The 18,962-nt window shown below is 59.6% G+C and carries 15 protein-coding genes; 7 read left to right on the forward strand and 8 right to left on the reverse strand.

The window, feature by feature from the left end; translation table 11 throughout:
• Positions 1-358: 358 nt before the first annotated feature.
• The 3 genes from VJU77_13480 to VJU77_13490 are packed head-to-tail and all read left to right on the forward strand — an operon-like array spanning position 359 to position 3,866.
• Positions 359-2,179: a universal stress protein gene (locus VJU77_13480; GenBank protein ID HKP04358.1), complete on the forward strand. Its 1,821-nt coding sequence runs from the start codon at positions 359-361 to the stop codon at positions 2,177-2,179.
• Positions 2,172-3,431: a porin gene (locus VJU77_13485; protein ID HKP04359.1), complete on the forward strand. Its 1,260-nt coding sequence runs from the start codon at positions 2,172-2,174 to the stop codon at positions 3,429-3,431. Before VJU77_13480 ends, VJU77_13485 begins: the two co-directional genes overlap by 8 nt.
• Positions 3,432-3,443: 12 nt before the next feature.
• Positions 3,444-3,866 carry a hypothetical protein gene (locus VJU77_13490; GenBank protein HKP04360.1) on the forward strand — a complete coding sequence of 141 codons (423 nt, stop codon included), beginning with the start codon at positions 3,444-3,446 and terminating at the stop codon, positions 3,864-3,866.
• 83 nt (positions 3,867-3,949) lie between these two features.
• On the opposite strand, the gene VJU77_13495 is transcribed toward VJU77_13490, so the two are convergent.
• The 6 genes from VJU77_13495 to VJU77_13520 form a co-directional block, all read right to left on the reverse strand.
• The gene (locus VJU77_13495; GenBank protein HKP04361.1) at positions 3,950-4,969 is read right to left on the reverse strand and encodes an ATP-grasp domain-containing protein; all 1,020 of its coding nucleotides are present in this window, start codon (positions 4,967-4,969) and stop codon (positions 3,950-3,952) included.
• Positions 4,969-5,976: a hypothetical protein gene (locus VJU77_13500; protein HKP04362.1), complete on the reverse strand. Its 1,008-nt coding sequence runs from the start codon at positions 5,974-5,976 to the stop codon at positions 4,969-4,971. Before VJU77_13500 ends, VJU77_13495 begins: the two co-directional genes overlap by 1 nt.
• A 261-nt stretch (positions 5,977-6,237) precedes the next feature.
• The gene (locus VJU77_13505) at positions 6,238-9,339 is read right to left on the reverse strand and encodes a TonB-dependent receptor (GenBank protein ID HKP04363.1); all 3,102 of its coding nucleotides are present in this window, start codon (positions 9,337-9,339) and stop codon (positions 6,238-6,240) included.
• Positions 9,340-9,490: 151 nt separating this feature from the next.
• Positions 9,491-11,119, reverse strand: a complete 1,629-nt coding sequence (locus VJU77_13510) for an NAD+ synthase (protein HKP04364.1) — start codon at positions 11,117-11,119, stop codon at positions 9,491-9,493.
• Between the two features lie 153 nt (positions 11,120-11,272).
• Positions 11,273-11,434 carry a hypothetical protein gene (locus tag VJU77_13515; GenBank protein HKP04365.1) on the reverse strand — a complete coding sequence of 54 codons (162 nt, stop codon included), beginning with the start codon at positions 11,432-11,434 and terminating at the stop codon, positions 11,273-11,275.
• A gap of 38 nt (positions 11,435-11,472) precedes the next feature.
• On the reverse strand, positions 11,473-12,165 hold the full coding sequence (locus VJU77_13520) for a CAAX prenyl protease-related protein (protein HKP04366.1): 693 nt from the start codon (positions 12,163-12,165) through the stop codon (positions 11,473-11,475).
• Positions 12,166-12,200: 35 nt separating this feature from the next.
• On the opposite strand from VJU77_13520, the gene VJU77_13525 reads away from it, so the two are divergent.
• Positions 12,201-12,473 carry a hypothetical protein gene (locus tag VJU77_13525; GenBank protein HKP04367.1) on the forward strand — a complete coding sequence of 91 codons (273 nt, stop codon included), beginning with the start codon at positions 12,201-12,203 and terminating at the stop codon, positions 12,471-12,473.
• A gap of 16 nt (positions 12,474-12,489) precedes the next feature.
• On the forward strand, positions 12,490-14,100 hold the full coding sequence (locus tag VJU77_13530) for an ATP-binding protein (protein HKP04368.1): 1,611 nt from the start codon (positions 12,490-12,492) through the stop codon (positions 14,098-14,100).
• 22 nt (positions 14,101-14,122) lie between these two features.
• Here VJU77_13530 and VJU77_13535 read toward each other — a convergent pair whose 3' ends face one another.
• Complete coding sequence (locus VJU77_13535) at positions 14,123-16,309, reverse strand: adenylate/guanylate cyclase domain-containing protein (GenBank protein ID HKP04369.1); 2,187 nt, start codon at positions 16,307-16,309, stop codon at positions 14,123-14,125.
• Between the two features lie 123 nt (positions 16,310-16,432).
• Between VJU77_13535 and VJU77_13540 the strand changes: the two genes are divergently transcribed.
• A complete protein-coding gene (locus VJU77_13540; GenBank protein ID HKP04370.1) occupies positions 16,433-17,641 on the forward strand; it encodes a FecR domain-containing protein in 1,209 nt (402 codons plus the stop codon).
• A gap of 24 nt (positions 17,642-17,665) precedes the next feature.
• Positions 17,666-18,604 (forward strand): hypothetical protein, encoded by a 939-nt coding sequence (locus tag VJU77_13545; GenBank protein ID HKP04371.1) that lies wholly within the window; start codon positions 17,666-17,668, stop codon positions 18,602-18,604.
• 72 nt (positions 18,605-18,676) lie between these two features.
• Here VJU77_13545 and VJU77_13550 read toward each other — a convergent pair.
• Positions 18,677-18,962 (reverse strand): hypothetical protein (locus VJU77_13550; GenBank protein HKP04372.1); only part of this gene is annotated, 286 nt, incomplete at its 5' end.

The raw sequence follows: 18,962 nt of genomic DNA on the forward strand, positions 1-18,962 counted from the left end.
TGGATTTTAATTAACGGTCGCGCCAACCGCCGCGCGAGGCTTGGGCATGAAGGCAATCGTGTTTGTGTTCACGCGGGCTCAGAACGGCCAGGTTCCATCAGAGCAAGCGCTCGCAGTTCGTCCCGGCGACACGCTGCGGGCGCAGGCCCGCTTGAACGGCGCAAACGCGGCGGTTCGGCAACTTCCTCCTGCGGATCAAACGACCGCGCCATTCTGGACGTGGTTCATCGAAAATCCGCGACGCTTTTCAAGGAGGGGCGATTTCCAAATCGCCCCATCAGCCGACGGCTCCGCAGTGGCGGGATAAACCGCCGCTCCTTGTTATCCACTCGCTCGGCGCATCGACCGCGCGCGTGATATGATCCCGACCAACGTAAAACGCCCGCGGAATGTCGACGTTCCGCGCGCGGCGGCCATCCTGTACGGCGACTGGGGCACAAGCAAGGCCTACGTCATCGGCCTCGCCTTTGCCGTGGCCGGATACGCTTCGTTCTGGCTCATCGCGGCGATGTGCGTCCTCACCGCTCTCGTCGGCTTCAATTACATGATCATCTGCCGCCTGTATCCCGACGGCGGCGGCGTGTATGCGAGTGTCCGGCACCGGAGCGAAGTCATTTCCATCGTCGGCGCATTTCTCCTCATCGCCGATTATCTGGTCACGGCGGCTATCAGCGCGCTCTCCGCGTTTCAATATCTCGGCGTTCCGCAACCGGAGAAATTCGCGGCCGGCGCGATCCTGGTAATTGGCCTGCTGAATTTGCTCGGGCCAAAACATACCGGCGGACTCGCGTTTCTCATTTCGGTTCCGACCGCGATCGTCGTGGTGGTGCTGGGACTGTTCTGCCTGCCGCACCTCGGCGAAGCCGTTGGTCATCTCCAGAGGTTGCACGGAACATTCGGGCAGAACTGGGCGGGCTTCGTTGGAATTGTCCTGGCGCTCTCCGGAGTGGAAGCGATCGCCAACGCCACCGGGGTGATGAAGCTTGATTCCGGGAGCACCGAGGCGCGGCCCTCGGTGCGCAAGACATCCACGCCGGCGCTGCTCATGGTCATGATCGAAGTCTGCCTCTTCACGGCGTTATTCGGCCTCGCAGCCCATGCGCTCAGCGGATTGCAGGTGGCTGACGGCGATGTGAACGCGCCCGGAGCGGCGGGTGTTCGTGATTACATGCTCCGCTACATGGGCCAGATTTTTGTCGGCGGCGCGCTTGGATCGGCGTTCGGTCACGTGTTCGCAGTCGTCGTCAGCATCGTTTTTGGCCTTCTCCTCCTCTCCGCCGCGAACACCGCGATCGTCGACCTGGTCGCGATCCAATTCCTGATGTCGCGCGATCGCGAGATGCCGTCGCTCTTTCAACGCCTCAATAAATGGGGCGTGCCGAGCGCCGGTGTCTTGCTCGCCACCATTGTGCCGATGGTCCTGGTCGTCGTCGTGAAAGACATGTCAGGGCTCGCCGATCTTTACGCGGTCGGGGTGGTTGGCGCGATCGCGACGAATCTCGGCGCTACTTCGACGGATCGGAAATTGTCCATCAAGAATTCGGAGCGCGGGTTCATGTTCGTGACTTTTCTTGTCATGGCGGCCATCGAAGTGTCGTTGCTCATCGACAAGCCGAACGCGCGTTATTTCGCCGTCACGATTCTCGCGGGCGGCTTGATCTTGCGCGGCCTGGCCCAGGAACGGCGCGCTAAGAAAGCGGCGAGAGTTCCTGCCGGGAGAGGTCAGGTCGAGCCGGCCGCCCGGCCTGTGGAGGACGAATCAGTGGTGGTCGGGGCGGAATCAATTCTTTGCGCGATTCGTGGCACCGGACGGACGCTCGATTTTGCCCTGCGTGAAGCGCGTGAAACGAAACGGCGCCTTTATCTGCTCTTCGTTCGCGAGCAGGCCTACATAACCGAGCAGGACGTCGGACGAAAATGGCAGGAGGACGACGAGGCGCGCCGGATTTTCGAAGAAGCCAAACGGAAAGCCGGCGACGAGCCTCCGCCGCTGTTCGCCTATGCCGTCAGTCCATCGGCGGCGGATACGATTGTCGATATTGCCGCGACCCTCGGCGTTTCGCGCCTGATCCTGGGCGCGCCGAAGCGCAACGCCCTCGTGAACCTTCTCCGCGGAAACGTTATTCGCGAAGTTTCAAGCCTGCTCCCCGAAGAAATCGACTTGATCGTGTATGCCTGATTCTGGTTCAGTCCGCGGCATCAAGAAGCTGACCTCAATCCTGGTGGCGGGTTTGGTTTCGATAGCGGCACTCCCCCTGGGCGCGCAAACCCTCACGCCCATGGAGGAAGCGGCCAAGAGCGACTCGGACAAAGCCCAGGAGGAGAAGGCGGGTTTCAAGATCTCCGGCTGGATTGAGTCCGGCTTCACCGGGAACTTCGATAGCCCGAGAGACAACCAAAACTTCGGACGGCTTCTGGACGATCGCAGCAACGAGTTCGTCATGAACCAGGCGGCGATCACCGCCGAACGAGTTTTCAACTCAAAGCTCGATTTCGACTGGGGATTCAAGATCCAACTGCTCTACGGCACCGATGCGCGCTATATCCATTCGCTCGGCATGCCTTTCGATCAGGCCGGCACTGGCCTCTATCAGGGTGATGTGCCCGAGGCCTATTTAATCCTTCACGGCGGTGGAGAGGGAAAAAAAGGGGTCGAGCTGCAACTGGGGAAATTCATCAGCCTCGAAGGCGCGGAATACGTCGCCCCGGTCGAAAACCCGTTCTACTCGCACACCTACATGTTTAATTTTGGGATTCCCACGAGTCACACGGGCGCGCTCATGACGATTCACGCCAATGAGACGCTCGATTTCATGGCCGGGGTAACGCGCGGGGTGAACACCGCCATCGACGACAACAACGATGCCCCCGCTTTTCACGGAGGCGTCAAGGTGGTGCTCGACGGTGGCAAAATTGAAGTTGTCGCTTCCACGCACATCGGTCCGGAAACCCACGGCGACAACAGCGACCCCCGGTATTTCAACGATGTCGTGATTACCTGGCGCGAGGGCAATTTCAAATTCATTACCAACTTGAATTATGTTCGGGACGATCTCGAGGACGCCGAGGCGTACGGTGTGGCGCAATACCTGATCTATTCGATAAACAAGAAGCTGAGTGTCGGGATTCGCGGCGAGCTTTGGCGCGATGACGACGGCTTTTATGTTGGGCAATACGCGGATCCGAGTGACCTTACGCGTTCGGTCAACGGCGAACCGACCATCGATCCGCGGACCATTGGCGGTGAGCCGACCACCTACGGCGCTCTCACGATCGGTCTAAACATCGATCTGCCGCTGTCGAAGCCGCTGGAGCGCCTGATCATTCGCCCCGAGCTGCGAGTCGATCACGCTTTTGATGGGCGCCCGTTTAACGACTCGAGCGACGACACCATGTTTACCGCGGCCATTGATGCCATCGTCACGTTCTGATAACCGAGAGGGATGGAACGAAAGCGCCTTCCGGTTGGGATCGTCCTCCTGGTGGTTTTTTTTGCCGCGGGAACGCTGATCTGCGCGCTCATCATGCTCGCGCTCGCCTTTCCCGGCGGCGTGTTCGAATGGGTCTGGACGTTGCGGCCCGACGCCCGGCTGGAATTCGATGAGTTTGGTCAATGGTCGATCGGGCTCATGGCGGCGGTGGGCGCCGGCTGCGGCCTCGCGGCGTTTGGTCTGGCGCGCCGCGCCGAGTGGGGACGCCGCATCGCAATCGGCGTCCTGACTGTCAATCTGATCGGCGATATGTTTAACGCCGTCTTTCGCGGCGACCTTCGCACGCTGATCGGCGTGCCAATTGCCGGATTGATGCTCTGGTATTTAACCAGGAGCGCTCCGGAAACCGCCCCAAATTCTGACGGCGGTGTTTAAACCGGGCGACTAAGACTGCAGTTTGGAAAGCGCCGCTCCTTGGTTACCCTCGCGCTGGAGACAGCGCACGCTACAACTCATTGTTAGCCGCCGCGCACGGTCTTCATCCCGTTCCGGATGATCTTGTTTATCAATTGCGGATAGGTCAGCCCCGCTTTTCCGGCCGACTGCGCGAAGTCTTCGTCGGCCGCCAGGATCGGGTTCGGATTAGCCTCGATGAAATAGACTTCGTTATTCGGCGTCAGTCGCAGATCGATGCGCGCGTAACCCTCGATCGTGAGGAGACTGTAAATTCGCCGGCAGACTTGCTCGATGTGCGCGACGAGTCCCGGCTCGAGCTCGGCGAACCGGTTCACCAGGCCCCAGCGTTTGCGATATTCCTCGTCCCATTTCGCGCGGTAGGTCGCAATCCTCGGTTCGTTCGGCGGCACTTCCCTGAAGATCAATTCGCGGATCGGAAACACCGTGGGCCGCAGATTGCCCAACAGGCTCACGTAAAGCTCGCGCCCCTCGATGTATTCCTCCGCGATCACATCGGCGTCGTGTTTCTCGTGGATGAAAGCGACCCGTTCCTTGAACTGTTCGTCGCTCTCGACAAAAGACGCCTGCGAAATGCCGTAGGACGCTTCTTCCTTCACCGGTTTTACGAGGAGCGGGAACTTTGGACGCTTCAGTCGCGCGATCCGCTGCCCGCGCGGGATCACGACGAAATTCGGAACGTGGATGTGGTGATAGCCGAGGATTTTCTTGGAGATGCCCTTGTGCTTGCAAAGGACGAGACCGGTTGCGCCGCACCCGGTGAACGGAACCCCCTGCATCTCGAGCAGCGAAACAATGTTCTGGTCGAATCCGCGGTTGTTCTTGAACTGGTCGGCGAGGTTGAAAAGCACGTCGGGGGCGAAGCTCGTTAGTTTTTGCCGGACCAAATCGAGGTCGTCGAAAATGGCCAGGTGCTCCGCGGTGTGGCCGAGCTCGCCGAGAGCAGCGAAGACGTCTTTCTCCGTTTTCCAATCCTCCGTCTTCATTTCCGCGCTGAGATCCTGGTCGATCTTGGTGGGACGGATCGCGTCGAACAGGGCGAGGACTTTGAGTTTTTTCTTCACTATTTGGTCCGTTTGAATTTGCCGGTGAAAAGATAATTCATCACCAGCGTGGTAATGAAAGAGGTAACGCGAAAATCCTGCTCGGGATCGTCATTGAGGACGTGGAGATCGAGCTGGTCGCAACGCTCAGCCAGGCGGGCGAGAAGTTTGTTCACCCGGAATTTTTTCTCGTTGGTCCACTGGCAGACCGCATTCATCAGCCGCCGCCGGCGCAGCCGCAGATATCTGGCCGCGGTGATCCCGGCGGGCGCGGAAAAGAGCTGGCGGAGATCAGCGTCGTAGAAATCCGGATAGGTGTCAGCGTAGAGCTTCCGTTTGCGCGCGTAGTAGGTCTTGAGCTTGAGATTGAGGCAATCGTATTCGGCCGCCCGATATTCCGGGGCGTGGAGCGGCGGTTTCCCGGCCAGGGAGCGCATCAGCTCATCGACGTATTCGAGTTTTTCGAGCGCCTTCCAGCCGGCGTAACGGGCGCGCCAGTCGACCTCCGGCGCGAGCCAGACCGCGAACGTCTCCGCGAAATCCTCGTCCGGATGGCTTTGCGCGTACCAATCATCGAGGTTTACGACATAACTGCGGCTGAACGGCTGCGGGTGATAAACATCCGGCGTCTGGTCCCGCGAGGTGCGCCCGAAATGTTCCTGCCATTTTTTCTTTTTCGGCAACCGGTAGGCGTAGCTGTAAGCGTGAGCCGCCTCGTGCCTGATCAATTTCATGAACCACTCTTTTGTCCCGCCCTCGACCTCGAGCATCATCGTTTTCTCGAGGGCGCGGAGGCGGTCGTGGACGAGGAAGAACGGAATGAAAATCGCCGGGATGCCGACGGGGACGAACCATTCATCGCCGATGTGGCAGGGCGGATGAAAGACGAGGCCCTTGGCGGAAAGCTCGTCCTGGAATTGCCGGATGAGCGGTTCGAGGGCGGTGCCTTCGAGGCGGAGGCCGAGCTTGGAAATCCGGCGTTCGAGAAGGTCCTGGTCGCTCAGTGACGCCCAATCCGCTGCTTCCATTTGGCCGCACCGTATCAGGCCAGAGCAACGGTGTCATGTCGTACCGTCGCGGAATGGGGCTGGAACGCGCTTGAGAATCTTGACGGCTTAAAGCCGTCAAGATTTCGTTGGGTAGCCATTCGGCCGGAGGTACCGGAGACAGCCTGTCTCTGGCTGTTGCTTTTGATGGAGCCGGCACGCCATCGTGCCCTACGGGATCTGCTGCGATGCTAATCCCAACGGCTCGTTGGCGAGCCGTCTCCATTTGAGAGGTCTCCAAGCCTAGAACTTCTTGGTCAGGGCGACGTAATAGTAGCGATTCCGGATCGAGTAGAGCGAGGTGTCGTAGTTATCGTTGAACGCTGCCAGCACCGTCGGTGGATTCCGGTCGAAGGCGTTGTTGACGCCGACCGTCAATCTCGTGCCCCAAAGCAATCGTTGCCAGATCGATGAGGTGTCGGCGGCTGTCGGGGTGACGCTCTTGCTCTCTTTCACATAAGGCGCTGGCTCCGGCGGCGGTTTCACAAACTCGTAGCTCAGTTGCAGATCGAGGGTGAGGTAGCTCGGGACGTTCCGGCGTCCGTCGCGGGGATAATTAAAATTATCGAAGGCCGGATCATCTCGGAAATCCCCAACATAATTTCCGGTGGCGACGAGATCGAGATGTCTCCATTCCCATTCGCCGCGAAGAAATCCTTTGTTCCAAGGGATTGCTCCGGGGACAAAGGGCAGCGTCTGATTGTCGTAATTTCCGAGAAAGCTGCGGTACGGTCCTGTCCCGGGCTGCGCCTTCCAGGTGAAGAAATGATTCCATCCGCCGGAGAACGTGAATTTACCCCATCGCTCTGTTGGAATCTCATAGATTGCCGTCACGTCCAATCCCTGAACATGGCGTTTGCCGGCGTTGCCGAAGGGAGAGTAGACGCACTGGACAGTCCCATTGGCGTCCCGGACTACGCCGATATTTGTGACGGGATCGATGCTCGCATCGCAGAAAGGAGCGCCAGTTGGATCAACCTGGCGAGGTGCCAGGATGTTCTGATCAATTAATACCTGCGCGAAGGTCTCAGGCTCCAGAATCAGGTTCGTGGTGTAGAGCTGATAAAAGTCGGCCGTCATCGTAAAGCCAGGAGCATACTTCGGCGCCCAGACCACGCCGGCCGAGTAGGAGTCGGTCGTCTCGGCTTTGAGGGTCGGATTTCCACTCGCAATCACAGGGGGAGGCAGAGGAGGGAAGCCTACTCCAAAAAGCGGGGTGAAAACCTCGGTAATGGGCGTGAAAAGCTCGACGAAATCAGGCGGACGGATCGATTGCCCCCAGGAAGCGCGTACTACCAGATCCGGAATAGGTTGATATCGAAGCGCAAGGCGCGGCGAGCCGCCGAAGTTTTCATCGGGATTGTCGTTCGCAAAGGAGGCCGATCTGGAAAACGAAGGCGGTGTTGTCTGCAAAAGATTCGTGTCAGTAAATTCCTCGTGACGCCAGGCGAGCGACAAATCGAGCGAACGGACGAACGGCACGTTCATGGATGAAGTAATCAGCGGAATTGCGACCTCGAAAAACCAGGAGTCGACTTCCTGCCGGAACTTCAACGGGGCCTGTTGATTGAAGCCGAGCTGATCGCCGGACGCCTGGACGACGTCCGGGATTTGTTTTGAATTGGCCTCCCGGTGCTCATAACCGACGGCGGCATCGATCCCGCCGTTCCACCAATTAGGAAAGAAATGGGCATTGGCCTTGGCATCGTAAAGAAAGTCGCGCTCGAAGAAGGACGAGTGCCCGATGTAGAAAGCGCCTCCCTGCGTCCAGTCCAGAGTCGCCAGACTGTTGTCGTAGGGCGCGGTTCCAATCGGGACCCCAGTCTTGAACTGAGGAGCGGTGGGGTTGGTGTTGTTGTAGATGGGAGCGGTTCCGGTAATCGGCGCGAATTGGCCGATGAACGGGTTAAAGGTGCCGGCGAAAGGCGTGGATGGAAGGGGCGCCACTGGGTTAACAAATCCTGGCGGAGCGATTAGCGCCCGGATGTAAGAGCGTCGTGCGTCGCCACTATCGGTCCGGTTCTGGGAGAAATCTTCGTAAACAAAACCGGTGTCGTAGCCGAAGCGGCTAATGAATGCGTTGTCGCGAAGATGATCGAAGTCTCCGTTGATCCCAGCTACGTAACGCTGATAATCGTGGTCGAAGAATGATCTGCGACCAGAGGCAGCGGGGAATTCCTGCTGAAGGCGATATCGGACCGAACCGAGATTGTCGGCAAAGGGGTTGAACTGGGACGCGCGCGCTTCACTCCGGCCGGCGGTGCCTTGACCCGCGGCGCTCGAAAGGGTGAAGGGAGTGCCGGCCTGACCGTTATCCTGCTTGGTGTGAGAGTCCAGGATGTCCCCGTAAAGCTGGAGACCGTCGCCAAAGATTTTGTATCTGCCGGTGACGAAATACATCGCCTTCTCGACGGCGGGAATCGCCGGGGTAAAGGCCCGGAAATTGAACCGGTTTGGATCGGTGCCGGGAGGAACATCAAACGCCCGATAGCTGGCTGGAGTAACATTGACCGTGCTCTGATTGATAAGCGTTAGCTGTCCCGCAGGTGCGCCACCCTGCGCCGTAGCGATGCTGACGCGGCCAGCATAGGTGGGGCTATTGTTATTGAGGCCGCCGAACCCCAGACCGGTAGAATCGTTACTTAGATCGGCGGTGCGCGAGATTTCTCGATCCCGCGAATAGAGGTTGGCGCGGGAATAATATTCTCCGGCTGCTGCAATGGAGACTTTGCCATCCAAGCCAGTCACGCCGCCCTTGAGGTAAACTTGGCGCACATGCGCGTCCGAGTCCGTGGTGTTGCCATAGAGCGCAAAGAGTTCCGCGCCTTCGTAGGGCTTTTCCCCGGGCCCATTGATGAGGATGAAGTTCACCACCCCACCCACCGCGTCGGAGCCGTAAATGACGCCGGCCCCATCTTTCAGGATCTCCGTGCGACTCAGAGAACCGATCGCGATGGCGTTGATGTCGGAGAGTGCAAATGCGCGACGACCATTAATGAGGATCAGCGTGCTTTCCGGACCCAGAGCGCGAAGGTTGATGGCCGCGCTGCCATTGCCACCGTTTGAATCATTTTCCGTTGCGGTGGTGCCGACGAAGGAAGGTAGCTCACGCAGACCTTCAATCGGCGTATTGGCGCCGTGCTTTTGTAGGAAGCCCGCCGTATAAACGACAACCGGCAAGGCCGATTCGGTTTCGGCGACTGGGATTGGGTGGTCCAGGGTTATTATGCGCTCCACAATCGCGGCGGACGGACTCGGCGAGGTAGTCTGAGCATGAAGACTGAGCGGCAAAACAAAGAAGACCGCGACAAGAGTGATGAGGGCCGCGCGAAAAGGTGACTTCACAAGCTCCAAGGGTTCGAGCCGAGCCTGCTGAACCTCAAGCCAGATTACAAGCTTTTGCTGGAGCCGGCCCGCCATCGGGCCGCACGGGGATCTGAATTCGATGCCAGTTCCCAACGGCACGAAGGCGTGCCGTCTCCATTCCGACGCCTGCCTAATCCACGTAACGCTGCGCGATCGGCATCCGGCGGCCGACGCCGAAGGCGCGGCTCGTTACCTTGATGCCGGGCGCGGCTTGTTCGCGTTTGTATTCGTTGATGTCCACGCGGCGCTGCACCCAGCGCACTGTCTTTTCCTCGAAGCCGTGCGCAATGATGTCGCGCGCGCTGAGATTTTCTTCGACGTAGAGTCGCAGGATTTCGTCGAGGACGTCGTAGGGCGGCAGCGTGTCCTGGTCTTTCTGGCCCGGTTTCAACTCGGCGCTGGGCGGTTTCTCGATTGTGGAAACCGGAATGATCTCCCGCTTGGAATTGAGCCAGCGCGCCAGTTGGAAGACCATCGTCTTCGGTACGTCGCTGATCACCGCGAGGCCGCCGGCCATGTCGCCGTAGATCGTGCAGTAGCCGACCGACAGCTCGCTCTTATTTCCCGTGCTGAGCACAATGTGCCCAAACTTGTTCGAGAGCGACATCAGGATCATCCCGCGCAGGCGCGCCTGCATGTTTTCTTCCGTCGTGTCTTCGGGCAAGCCGGCGAAAATTTCCGCGAACTGCGCCTTGAACGCGGCGAACGCGTTCCCGATCGGAACGTGAAGACATTTGATGCCGAGGTTTTTCGCGAGGGCGACGGCGTCATCGATGCTGGCCTGCGAAGAATAAGGGCTCGGCATCGACACTCCGACGACGTTCGCCGGGCCAAGCGCTTCGACGGCAATCGCCGCCACCACCGCGGAATCGATCCCGCCGCTCAAGCCGAGCACCGCCGATTTGAAACCGCACTTGTCCAGGTAGTCGCGGACGCCGAGCGAAAGCGCCGCGAACAGATCGGCCGGCGTTTCGCTTTCCTTCAATTCGATCGACTGGGCCGCGTCAGTATCGACGATCGCTTCCGTAGTGCGGAAACCGGGCAGCTGCGCGATCAATTGGCCCGATGAATTCACGGCGATCGAGTTGCCGTCGAAAACCAGCTGGTCGTTCCCGCCGACGGCGTTGCAATAACAGATCGGCCGGTTATGGGCCCGGGCTAGCGCCGACACCATTTCGTGCCGGATCGCCGGTTTATTGAGGCTAAAGGGCGACGCGCTGAGATTGAGAATGATCTCGGCTCCCTGTTCCACGAGGGCCCGGACCGGCTCGAGGTCGTAGAGGGGCCGCGGCAGATAATGCTCGGTCCAGATATCTTCGCAAATGGTCACGCCGATCTTTCGAGCGCCGAGGAGGAGCGGCTTCACGTCGCACTCCGGCTCGAAATAGCGGTCCTCATCGAAAACGTCGTAGGTCGGCAGGAGCGACTTGTGGGTTTTTGAGATCGGCGCGCCGGGCTGGAGGAGCGCCGCCGCATTGTGAAAGGGTTTCCCGCGCCCCTGGTTGCGCTCGACAAAACCGACGAGAAGCGCGGCGTTGCGAAGGCGGGCCTGAAGTTTGTCGAGGACCTCGAGATTTTGGGGGACGAACTGTGATTTGAAGACGAGGTCCTGCGGCGGATAACCGGTTATGGCGAGCTCCGGTGTAACGACGAGTTCCGCTCCGGCGGCCGCGAGACGCTCGTAAGCGCCGGCGATTTTCTCAAAGTTTCCGCTCAAATCTCCAACGGTCGGATTGATTTGGGCGAAACCGATCTTCACCTCTTAAACTATGCGCCGGTTCAGGGTCGGCAAGGCGGGTGTCGTGCTTCGTTCTCTTGCTCTTGCTCTTGCTCTTGCTCCCGGGGGGAAGGGATGCCGTCAGGGGAGGAGTAAGAGTAAGAGGAAGAGTAAGAGTCCGGCGGGGCGCAGGACCTACGGTCTCTTCGAGAGGCCGCCCGGGACGGTATGTTTATAGCCGGCGTTCAGGGCGTCATCGGCGCCGGTGACGAAGACCTTGCCCCATTGAATGAGGGCCGCGGCCAGAAACCCGGCGATCGCACAAAGAATGACTTTCTGAAGGAACGTCGCGTGCATTAGCCCCTGCCAAGAAGCAGAAGCGGTGCCGTAGGCGGCTACCAGAAGCCCCATTGCCGAGTGGCCATGATCCAAAGCCCGAGGCAGAGGTTGGTGACGGCATGGGCGAGAACACACGAGGCCAGGTTCCGGGTCCGGTAAGCGACGTAATTGTATAGCGCTCCGGTGATTAGAGCGGCGACCCAATCCGCCATGGAATGCGCCAACCCGAACCCCAGGGTCACGCCCGCGAAGGAAAGCCAGGTGAACGTGCCGAACGGCACCCGAAAAAACTTCTCATCGACCAGGTAGCGGAGGAGGAACCCACGCCAGAAAATCTCTTCGACCAGCGGGACGACGACAACCAGGCGCAGGAATCGCAACAGGATGGTCGACCAATACAGGACTGGCTGGCCCGCAAAGGTGTCCGGGTTGAAACCGGTCAGGCGCGAGGGAAACCCAAGCCATTGCTGGGGTGCGATCCAGAGGACGAACACCAGCAAGCCGATCCCGACGGTGAAGGGAATTCTTGCGGGGGAGCGGGTCTGATAATCGCGCCAAAACCAAATCAAGATTCCCCCACAAACGAGTGTTTGCGCGGGGAAGATCCAATATTCCGGAGAGGCGAGCCAGAAGGCGGCGCCGGGTTTGCGCAGCGCCGCCGCGAGGGTCAGGAGCGCGATGAAAACCGCCATCGGCAGCAGGAACGCGACTAGCTTTCTCCGGTGCGGCATTTCTCTCTCAGAATCCATTTGGTCTTTTAATTGAATGGTTAAGATTCTTTTCGATGAATCCTGATGCCGACCGCAAGCCTGAACCGGTCGATTCCGAGCAACTTTTGCGCTCCCTGGATCTGGAATTGATGCGCCAGCGGGCAGCTCGACAGCAGGAGGGGCCGCCTTATCGGTCGTTGAAGGCAGTGAGTCTGCTTTTTCTCGTCGCGGTGATTTTGGGCGCGGCGTTCGCGTTTTATTACGTTTTCGTCGCCGGTGGTCTCGACGAAATGCGGGCGCGGAGTGAACAGCGTTCGACCACCACCCCTTCCTCTCGCGCTCCGTGATCGGGCGACTGTGCTCATGGACTCATCCGCATCGCCCGAGCCCCAAACCACGACGACGATCGCCGGCTCGGCTGAACCGAAGGAGTTTTCGCAGGAGAGCCTGGAGCAATACCGGCGCTTCTTCATGGAGGATTTCACCGGCACGCTGGTCATGCGCACCGATGGGCAAATCGTGACCTGCAATCCGGCCGTCGCGAATATTTTCGGCTTCGATTCCGTGGAGGAAGCGGCGGCCGCGAATTTCTTTTCCTTTCTCCGGACGCGGCAGGATGGGATCGACCTGCTCGAACTGGTGCGCCAGCACGGCATGGTGGACAGGCACGAGCTGGAGATGAATCAGCAGAGCGGCGATCCGGTTTACGTAGTGGCGCGGTTGATTGGAAATTTTGCGGGCGGCGAGCTGACCGAGCTCCAGGTTTATCTCTTCAACGACACGAAGCGGAAACGCCTGGAACAGCAACTCGTCCAAGCCCAAAAGATGGAAGGGCTGGGAACGCTGGCCGGCGGGATCGCCCACGATTTCAATAATATCCTCGCGATCATCCTGGGCTACACGAACAAACTCGAGAGCGGGCGAGCCAAGCCTAACGAGTTCCCCGGTTCGATCAAAATAATCAAGGAAGCCGTCGATCGCGGCGCCGCTCTCGTCCAGCAGTTGCTCACCTCCGCGCGCCAGACCGAAGCGCGGTTTTCGTCGCTCGACCTCAACGCCCTCGTCCGGGAGCTCGACAAGATGCTCGAGGCCACTTTCCCCAAGATGATCAATTTTAACCTGGAATTGGAACCCGATCTGCCGCTGATCACGGCCGACAAAAGCCAGATCCACCAGGTGTTGCTCAATCTCTGCGTGAACGCGCGGGACGCCATGCCCAATGGGGGGACGCTGACGATCGCCACTTCCATCACCGCCGGCGCCGAGTTGACCGAAATGTTTACCGGTGTGACCGCGGACAATTACGCCCGTGTGCGGGTGCGCGACACCGGCATCGGGATGAGCCGGCAGGTGAAGTCCCATATTTTCGAGCCGTTTTTCACGACGAAAGAAAGGGGGAAGGGGACCGGGCTGGGGTTGTCGGTCGTTTACGGGGTGGTGAACAATCACCGCGGCTTTGTCCAGGTCGAGAGCGAACCGGGCGCCGGCACGAGTTTTATCGTTTACCTGCCGGTCAAACATTCCCAGGCCGAACCAAGCCGGGGAGATCAGGCCGCACCTCCGCGGCAAAATATTCCCCGGACGATTCTGCTCGTGGAAGATGAGGAGATGTTGCGCGAGCTGGGAGTTTCGATCCTGGAAAGCGAAGGCTTTCGGGTCCTGGCCGCAAAAGATGGAGTGGAAGGCGTCGCCCTTTTTGAAAGCAATCGCGACGAGATCGGGCTCGTGGTCTGCGATCTCGGGCTGCCGCGGCTCGGCGGGCGCGAGGCGTTTCTCAAGATGAAGGAAAGCAAGCCGGGAGTGCGGGCCATCATCGCCAGCGGTTATCTCGAACCGGTTATTCGTTCCGAAATGCTCAAAGCCGGGGTGATCGATACGATTCAAAAACCGTACGATTTCAACGTCCTGCTCGAAAAGATTCGCTCCGTCCTCGGCCCGGACGAACCGGCGGACGATCATCCGGAATTATTCTAGGCGGAGCGCGCGCTCCGGACGGTTATTTGTGGGTGGCGACGTGGACGCCGGTCCACTCTCCTTCGCCCGGCCGCTCGATCAGTTCCGTGCAGCGTTCGATGTAAACCTGGAGAAGCTGGTCGTCCGGCGCGTGCCGCACGCAATCTTCGAACTGCGCTTTGGCTTCCTTGAAGTCGCCCGCGGAATAGCTGGCCTGGGCTTTTGAGTAAGCGTCGAGATAGGCAGTAGTTTGCGGGTCGAGGGCGACCCCCGCTTTGGCCACCACAGAATAAATCCGCAACGGCTTCGTTTTGCCTTTCATCGTTACCCTATCAACGAACTGAAAGGTGAAAGCGTCCTTCGCCAGATCGACCGCGCCTTCGCCGATGAGCAGGTCGCGGCCATACTCCTTGGTCAAGCCTTCGAGGCGGGAAGTCACGTTGACGGCGTCCCCGATGACGGTGGGCTCCATCTTCCGGGATGAGCCGATGTTGCCGAAAATCACTTCACCGAAGTTGACTCCGATTCCCATCTCGAAGGTACGAAGGCCGCGGCGAGCCCAATCGGCATTCAGCTGGCGCAAGCTCTCTTTCATGAGCAAAGCCGCTTCGATGGCCAGGATGGAGTCCTGGCTGGCCCCCTCGCTTTTGACGTGGCCCCAGACCGCCAGGATGGCATCGCCGATGAACTTATCGACCGAGCCGCGCCGGGAAAAGATGTCGTCCACCATGAGCGAGAGATACTCGTTGAGTTGAACCACGAGCTGATGGGAGTCCATCTCCTCGGACATGGTGGTGAACCCGCGAAGATCGGTGATGATCAGGCCGACGTTCGCGCGTTCGCCGCCTAATTTACTGAGATAGCTCGCCGGGTTGTCGAGGACTTCGCGGACAACGTCTTTCGAGACATAGGCCTCTAGCGTGCGCCGAATGCGAAGTTTTTCGAGCGTCTCGTGAGTGAAATCATAGGCAAAGGAAACGAGGCCGGCGGCCGCGAAGGCCAGGACGGGAGGAAAGGCGACCACGATTGTGTTGGCATGATCGTAAATGAAGTAAACCGCGTAGAGGTAGCCCAGGCCTGACAAGACAAAGGCGCCGACTCGAAGCCAGGTTTTGGTGACAAAAGCGGTAAGGAGCCAGGCCGCTATGACCGCGGAGACGATGAGAAGGTAGGCCGCAAAGGCGGGCAGTTCCTGGACAAATGCCTCGTGAACCAGGGCGTTGGCCGCGTTCAGGTGAACCTCGGGGCCCGGCATGACTCCGAAGGGGGTCCGAAGCTCATCGTGGGCAATGCTTCCGGCGGCGCCGACCAGAACCACTTTGTCTCGAAACCAGGCGCCGCTTTGCAAGTTTTGCTCCCAACGACTGGGGAGGAAGACCTCGACAAGGGGAATTACCGGGAAAGTGCCGGCGGGACCCGCATAACGAAACAGGCGAGGTTCGAATGGCTTGCTGAGCGCAATTGGTTTCAGTTTTGAGGCCATGCGAAAAGCCACCGAGGCGGGCGCGGAGCCTGTTCCCTCGGCGGGCGGCGCTCCAAGCATTAGATCCAGGCTGCTATGGTATTGGGCCTTCCGGATGATGCCCTTGAACCCGCCTGGGAACGTTACGTACCCTACGGAGGCATGTTCCGGGGAAGAGTCGGGGAGGATGCTGGTCGCGGGAATCACCCACCTCGGGGCTTGTTCTCCGCCCGGGCTAATGGTTTCAACGACGACGTCGGCTCCGAGCACGATTCTGCCCGGAAACTTCCGGAGCACTTCCTGTAAGGCGTCGTCTCCCGGGCGAGGCTGGGGGAAAGTCATGTCGAACACCACGGCGCGCGCTCCCGTGGTGAGCAATCGTTCGCACAAAAGCGCATACACTTCGCGCGACCACGGAAAGGGCGCGGTCATCAACTCGAGGGCGCGATATTCCGGGGCCTCGGGCGGGAGATCGCGAACAAATGTCTTCAGGTCGATGCTGGTGAGGGTCCGCGAGGCGTTGTCGAGCCCGAGGAAAACGAGTCTGCTGTCCGCAGGTGCATGGCGGCCCTCGGCCGCGAGAATATTGTCCCGGAACCAGTATTCCGCGTTGTTGAGGACCTGAACTTCGAGCCCGTGGCTTTCCCACCGGTAAAGGCACGCGATCGTGAGGAAGACAACGCCGCCGATGAGAGCATGAATGAGACGGCGGGATCGAAAGAGGCGCACCCGCCTTTGATAGCAGACGCGCCCGGGGAAGGCCACCATTTGCCATACTAAAGGCTTGACTAAACGCCCGGAGAGGGTTGCCATTGTTCCGTGCATTTCCGGACATGGCCGCAGCCCGCCGTTCGCGGCCTGATTTTTCACTTTCGCCTGCCTCTTTTGGCAATGGCCGGCCTTCTCGGCGGAACCGGCGTGATTTCAGGAGCCGACCTTTCCCAGGCGGTGATCAAGGAGAAATACAATGTCGTGACCCTGGCGCCCAACCAGGCGGGCGCAGCGCACCCCGCCCCGGAGGGGACCGTGATTCGCGATGAAGGCGTGGTCCGGACGGGGACCGATTCCCGTGCCGGAATCGAGTTTACCGATCTCACCCTCGCCCGGCTCGGGGCGAACTCGATCTTTTCGTTCGACGCCAAGGCGCGGGCGATGAATGCCGCCAAGGGCGCGGTCCTCTTTTCCAAGCCGACTAATTCGGGACCGATTCAGATCCAGGCGGGCGCAATTTCGGGGGCAATCACCGGTTCCACCGGGTTCGCCTCCACGGTGGCGATCGAAGGATTAGGCCCGGTAGGTCATCTGCCCTCGAAAGGCAAGGGAACAACGACGCTGCTCGGCATGCTCGAGGGGAAATTCGTTGGCGGCACCCGCTGGACGGATAGCGCTGGCCGCGAACACAACTCTCCTTTCCGGTTGGGCCCGGGCGAGATGGTGATCGCACGGCCGGATGGCGCGCCGCGTCTGGCCCAATTCGATATCCCGCGGTTCCTGCGGACGTCGCCGCTGGTGAAAAATTTCAGGGGGCCATTGCCTAACGAGGCCGCGCTGGCCCGCGCCGTGGCCGATTTCGAAGCGGACGATCGGGCCGGCTTCGTCGACCGCAGCAACATCATGGTTTCCAACAAACCGCGCAACCTGGCCCTGGTCGGGCGGATCGTTCCTCCCGATGTGGCAGCGCAAATCAGAAATCAGCCCGGCGGATTTCTTCCCGGCATCACCGGCGTCATTCGCGCTCAGCTGATCTGGAATACGGCCGCCGATCTCGATCTCTACCTGACTTTGCCGACCGGGCAGGTCGTTTCATTCGGCAACGTCTCCGTGGTCTTCAACAACGGCCGCGCGACCGCGAGGCTGGACCGCGACAATAATGGCGGCACCATCAACTTCCCACCGAACACGAGGGTGGAAAACATCGTGGTGAACGGCATTCCGCTCGCGGGCATCTACCGTTTCATGGTGAACAATTTCAACAGCACGAATCCATCCGACTTTTTTACGCTCCGGGTTTTCTACAACGGACGTCTGCAGCTCGTTACCGGTTCCCTTGCTGCCGGGCAGAATAGCGTGCCGGTGGTTGTCCAGGTTCCACGTCCCTAGCAGACCTTGTATCGCCCGCCGACGATGAGCCTGAACTTTCCGCGTCTTCGCTCCATCGTTTCGGTCACGGCGATTGTTCTGGCTGGTTTCTCACCCTCGTATGCGCAGGAGGTGCGCGTGGAAACGCAGCAGCAGACCCGGGCTCGCGAGCAAAATTTGCGGCGGGATCAAGGTGAGCCGGAGCAGGTGGCCGATCCCGAGCTTGGCGACATCAATCTGGTCTCGCGCCAGAACCGGCCGAAGATGTTCACCTTCTTCACCAGCCAAAGTCTCAACTACACGACCAACGCGTTTCTCGTTCGCGATGGCGAGATGAGCGACTTTTTCTGGAATGGGAGAATCGGCGCGTCCTTCGTTCCGTATGCGACCCGGAATTTCACGCCGCGGGTGTCCTTCGATCAAAACTGGTTTCGCTACAGCGATATTGGCCACCTGGATTTCGATTCGCAGAATCTGCAATTTGACGTGAAGTACGACCTGAACCGGAACGACACCTGGTTTGTCACCGGCTCCTACGCGCTCTCCCGCCTCTACGAGCCTCATTCTGACGTGGGTGAATTCTATCGGAATGGCTTTTTGAACGGGAGCGTCACCCATCTTCTTCAGCTCGGGAACACGCCGATCGCTCTCGTGATAACTGGCGGAGCCTATTGGCGGCATGGCGACCCGTCCGCTTCCGATCGGGTAAGCGGCTACCTGAACGTGGCTGGCGTCTATAACGTCTGCGAACACGTGCAAATCTCGGCCTTCACCCGGCCCGAGTTCCAACACTACACCCATGACCCCCTGGGAGACCGGGACGATTTCAACCTGGCCGTGGGCGCCGCCGTAAGCTGGGCCCCGAAGGAATATTTGGTCATCTTGGCGACGGCGTCCTATGTTGGCAACTGGTCGTCGATCGGCATCCGCGACTATCAGGTGGCGACACCGAGCCTTGTTTTCGGTGCTCAAATCTCATTTTAACGCCGCTGAGGAGATGCGACGGGAGATCAATCGCGGCGAAGACATCCGGCGTGGGGTCGGAGTCAGGCTAGCCTAGGGACAACTCGCCCCAGTAAACACCAGGCTGTCGATCCGCCAGCCCGGCGCCGCAGTGAACAGATCCGATCCCATCCGCCAACGTAGCTTGATCGTTTGTCCGTTCACGTTGGGTCCCAGGTTCGACTCCGTGTTGATGTAGCCACCCGAGTTGCCGCTCCACGCCATCCGCCCCGCCAGCGGGTTGCTCGCTAAGCCGCTTATCTCCCCGGTGTAGCCCCCGCTCACAAAACTTCCCCCTACCGCAGGTTCAGTGATGTCGGTAAACGCTCCCCCGTTGATG

Source organism: Chthoniobacterales bacterium (assembly GCA_035274845.1).
In the GTDB taxonomy this organism is placed as follows: Bacteria; Verrucomicrobiota; Verrucomicrobiia; order Chthoniobacterales; family UBA10450; genus AV80.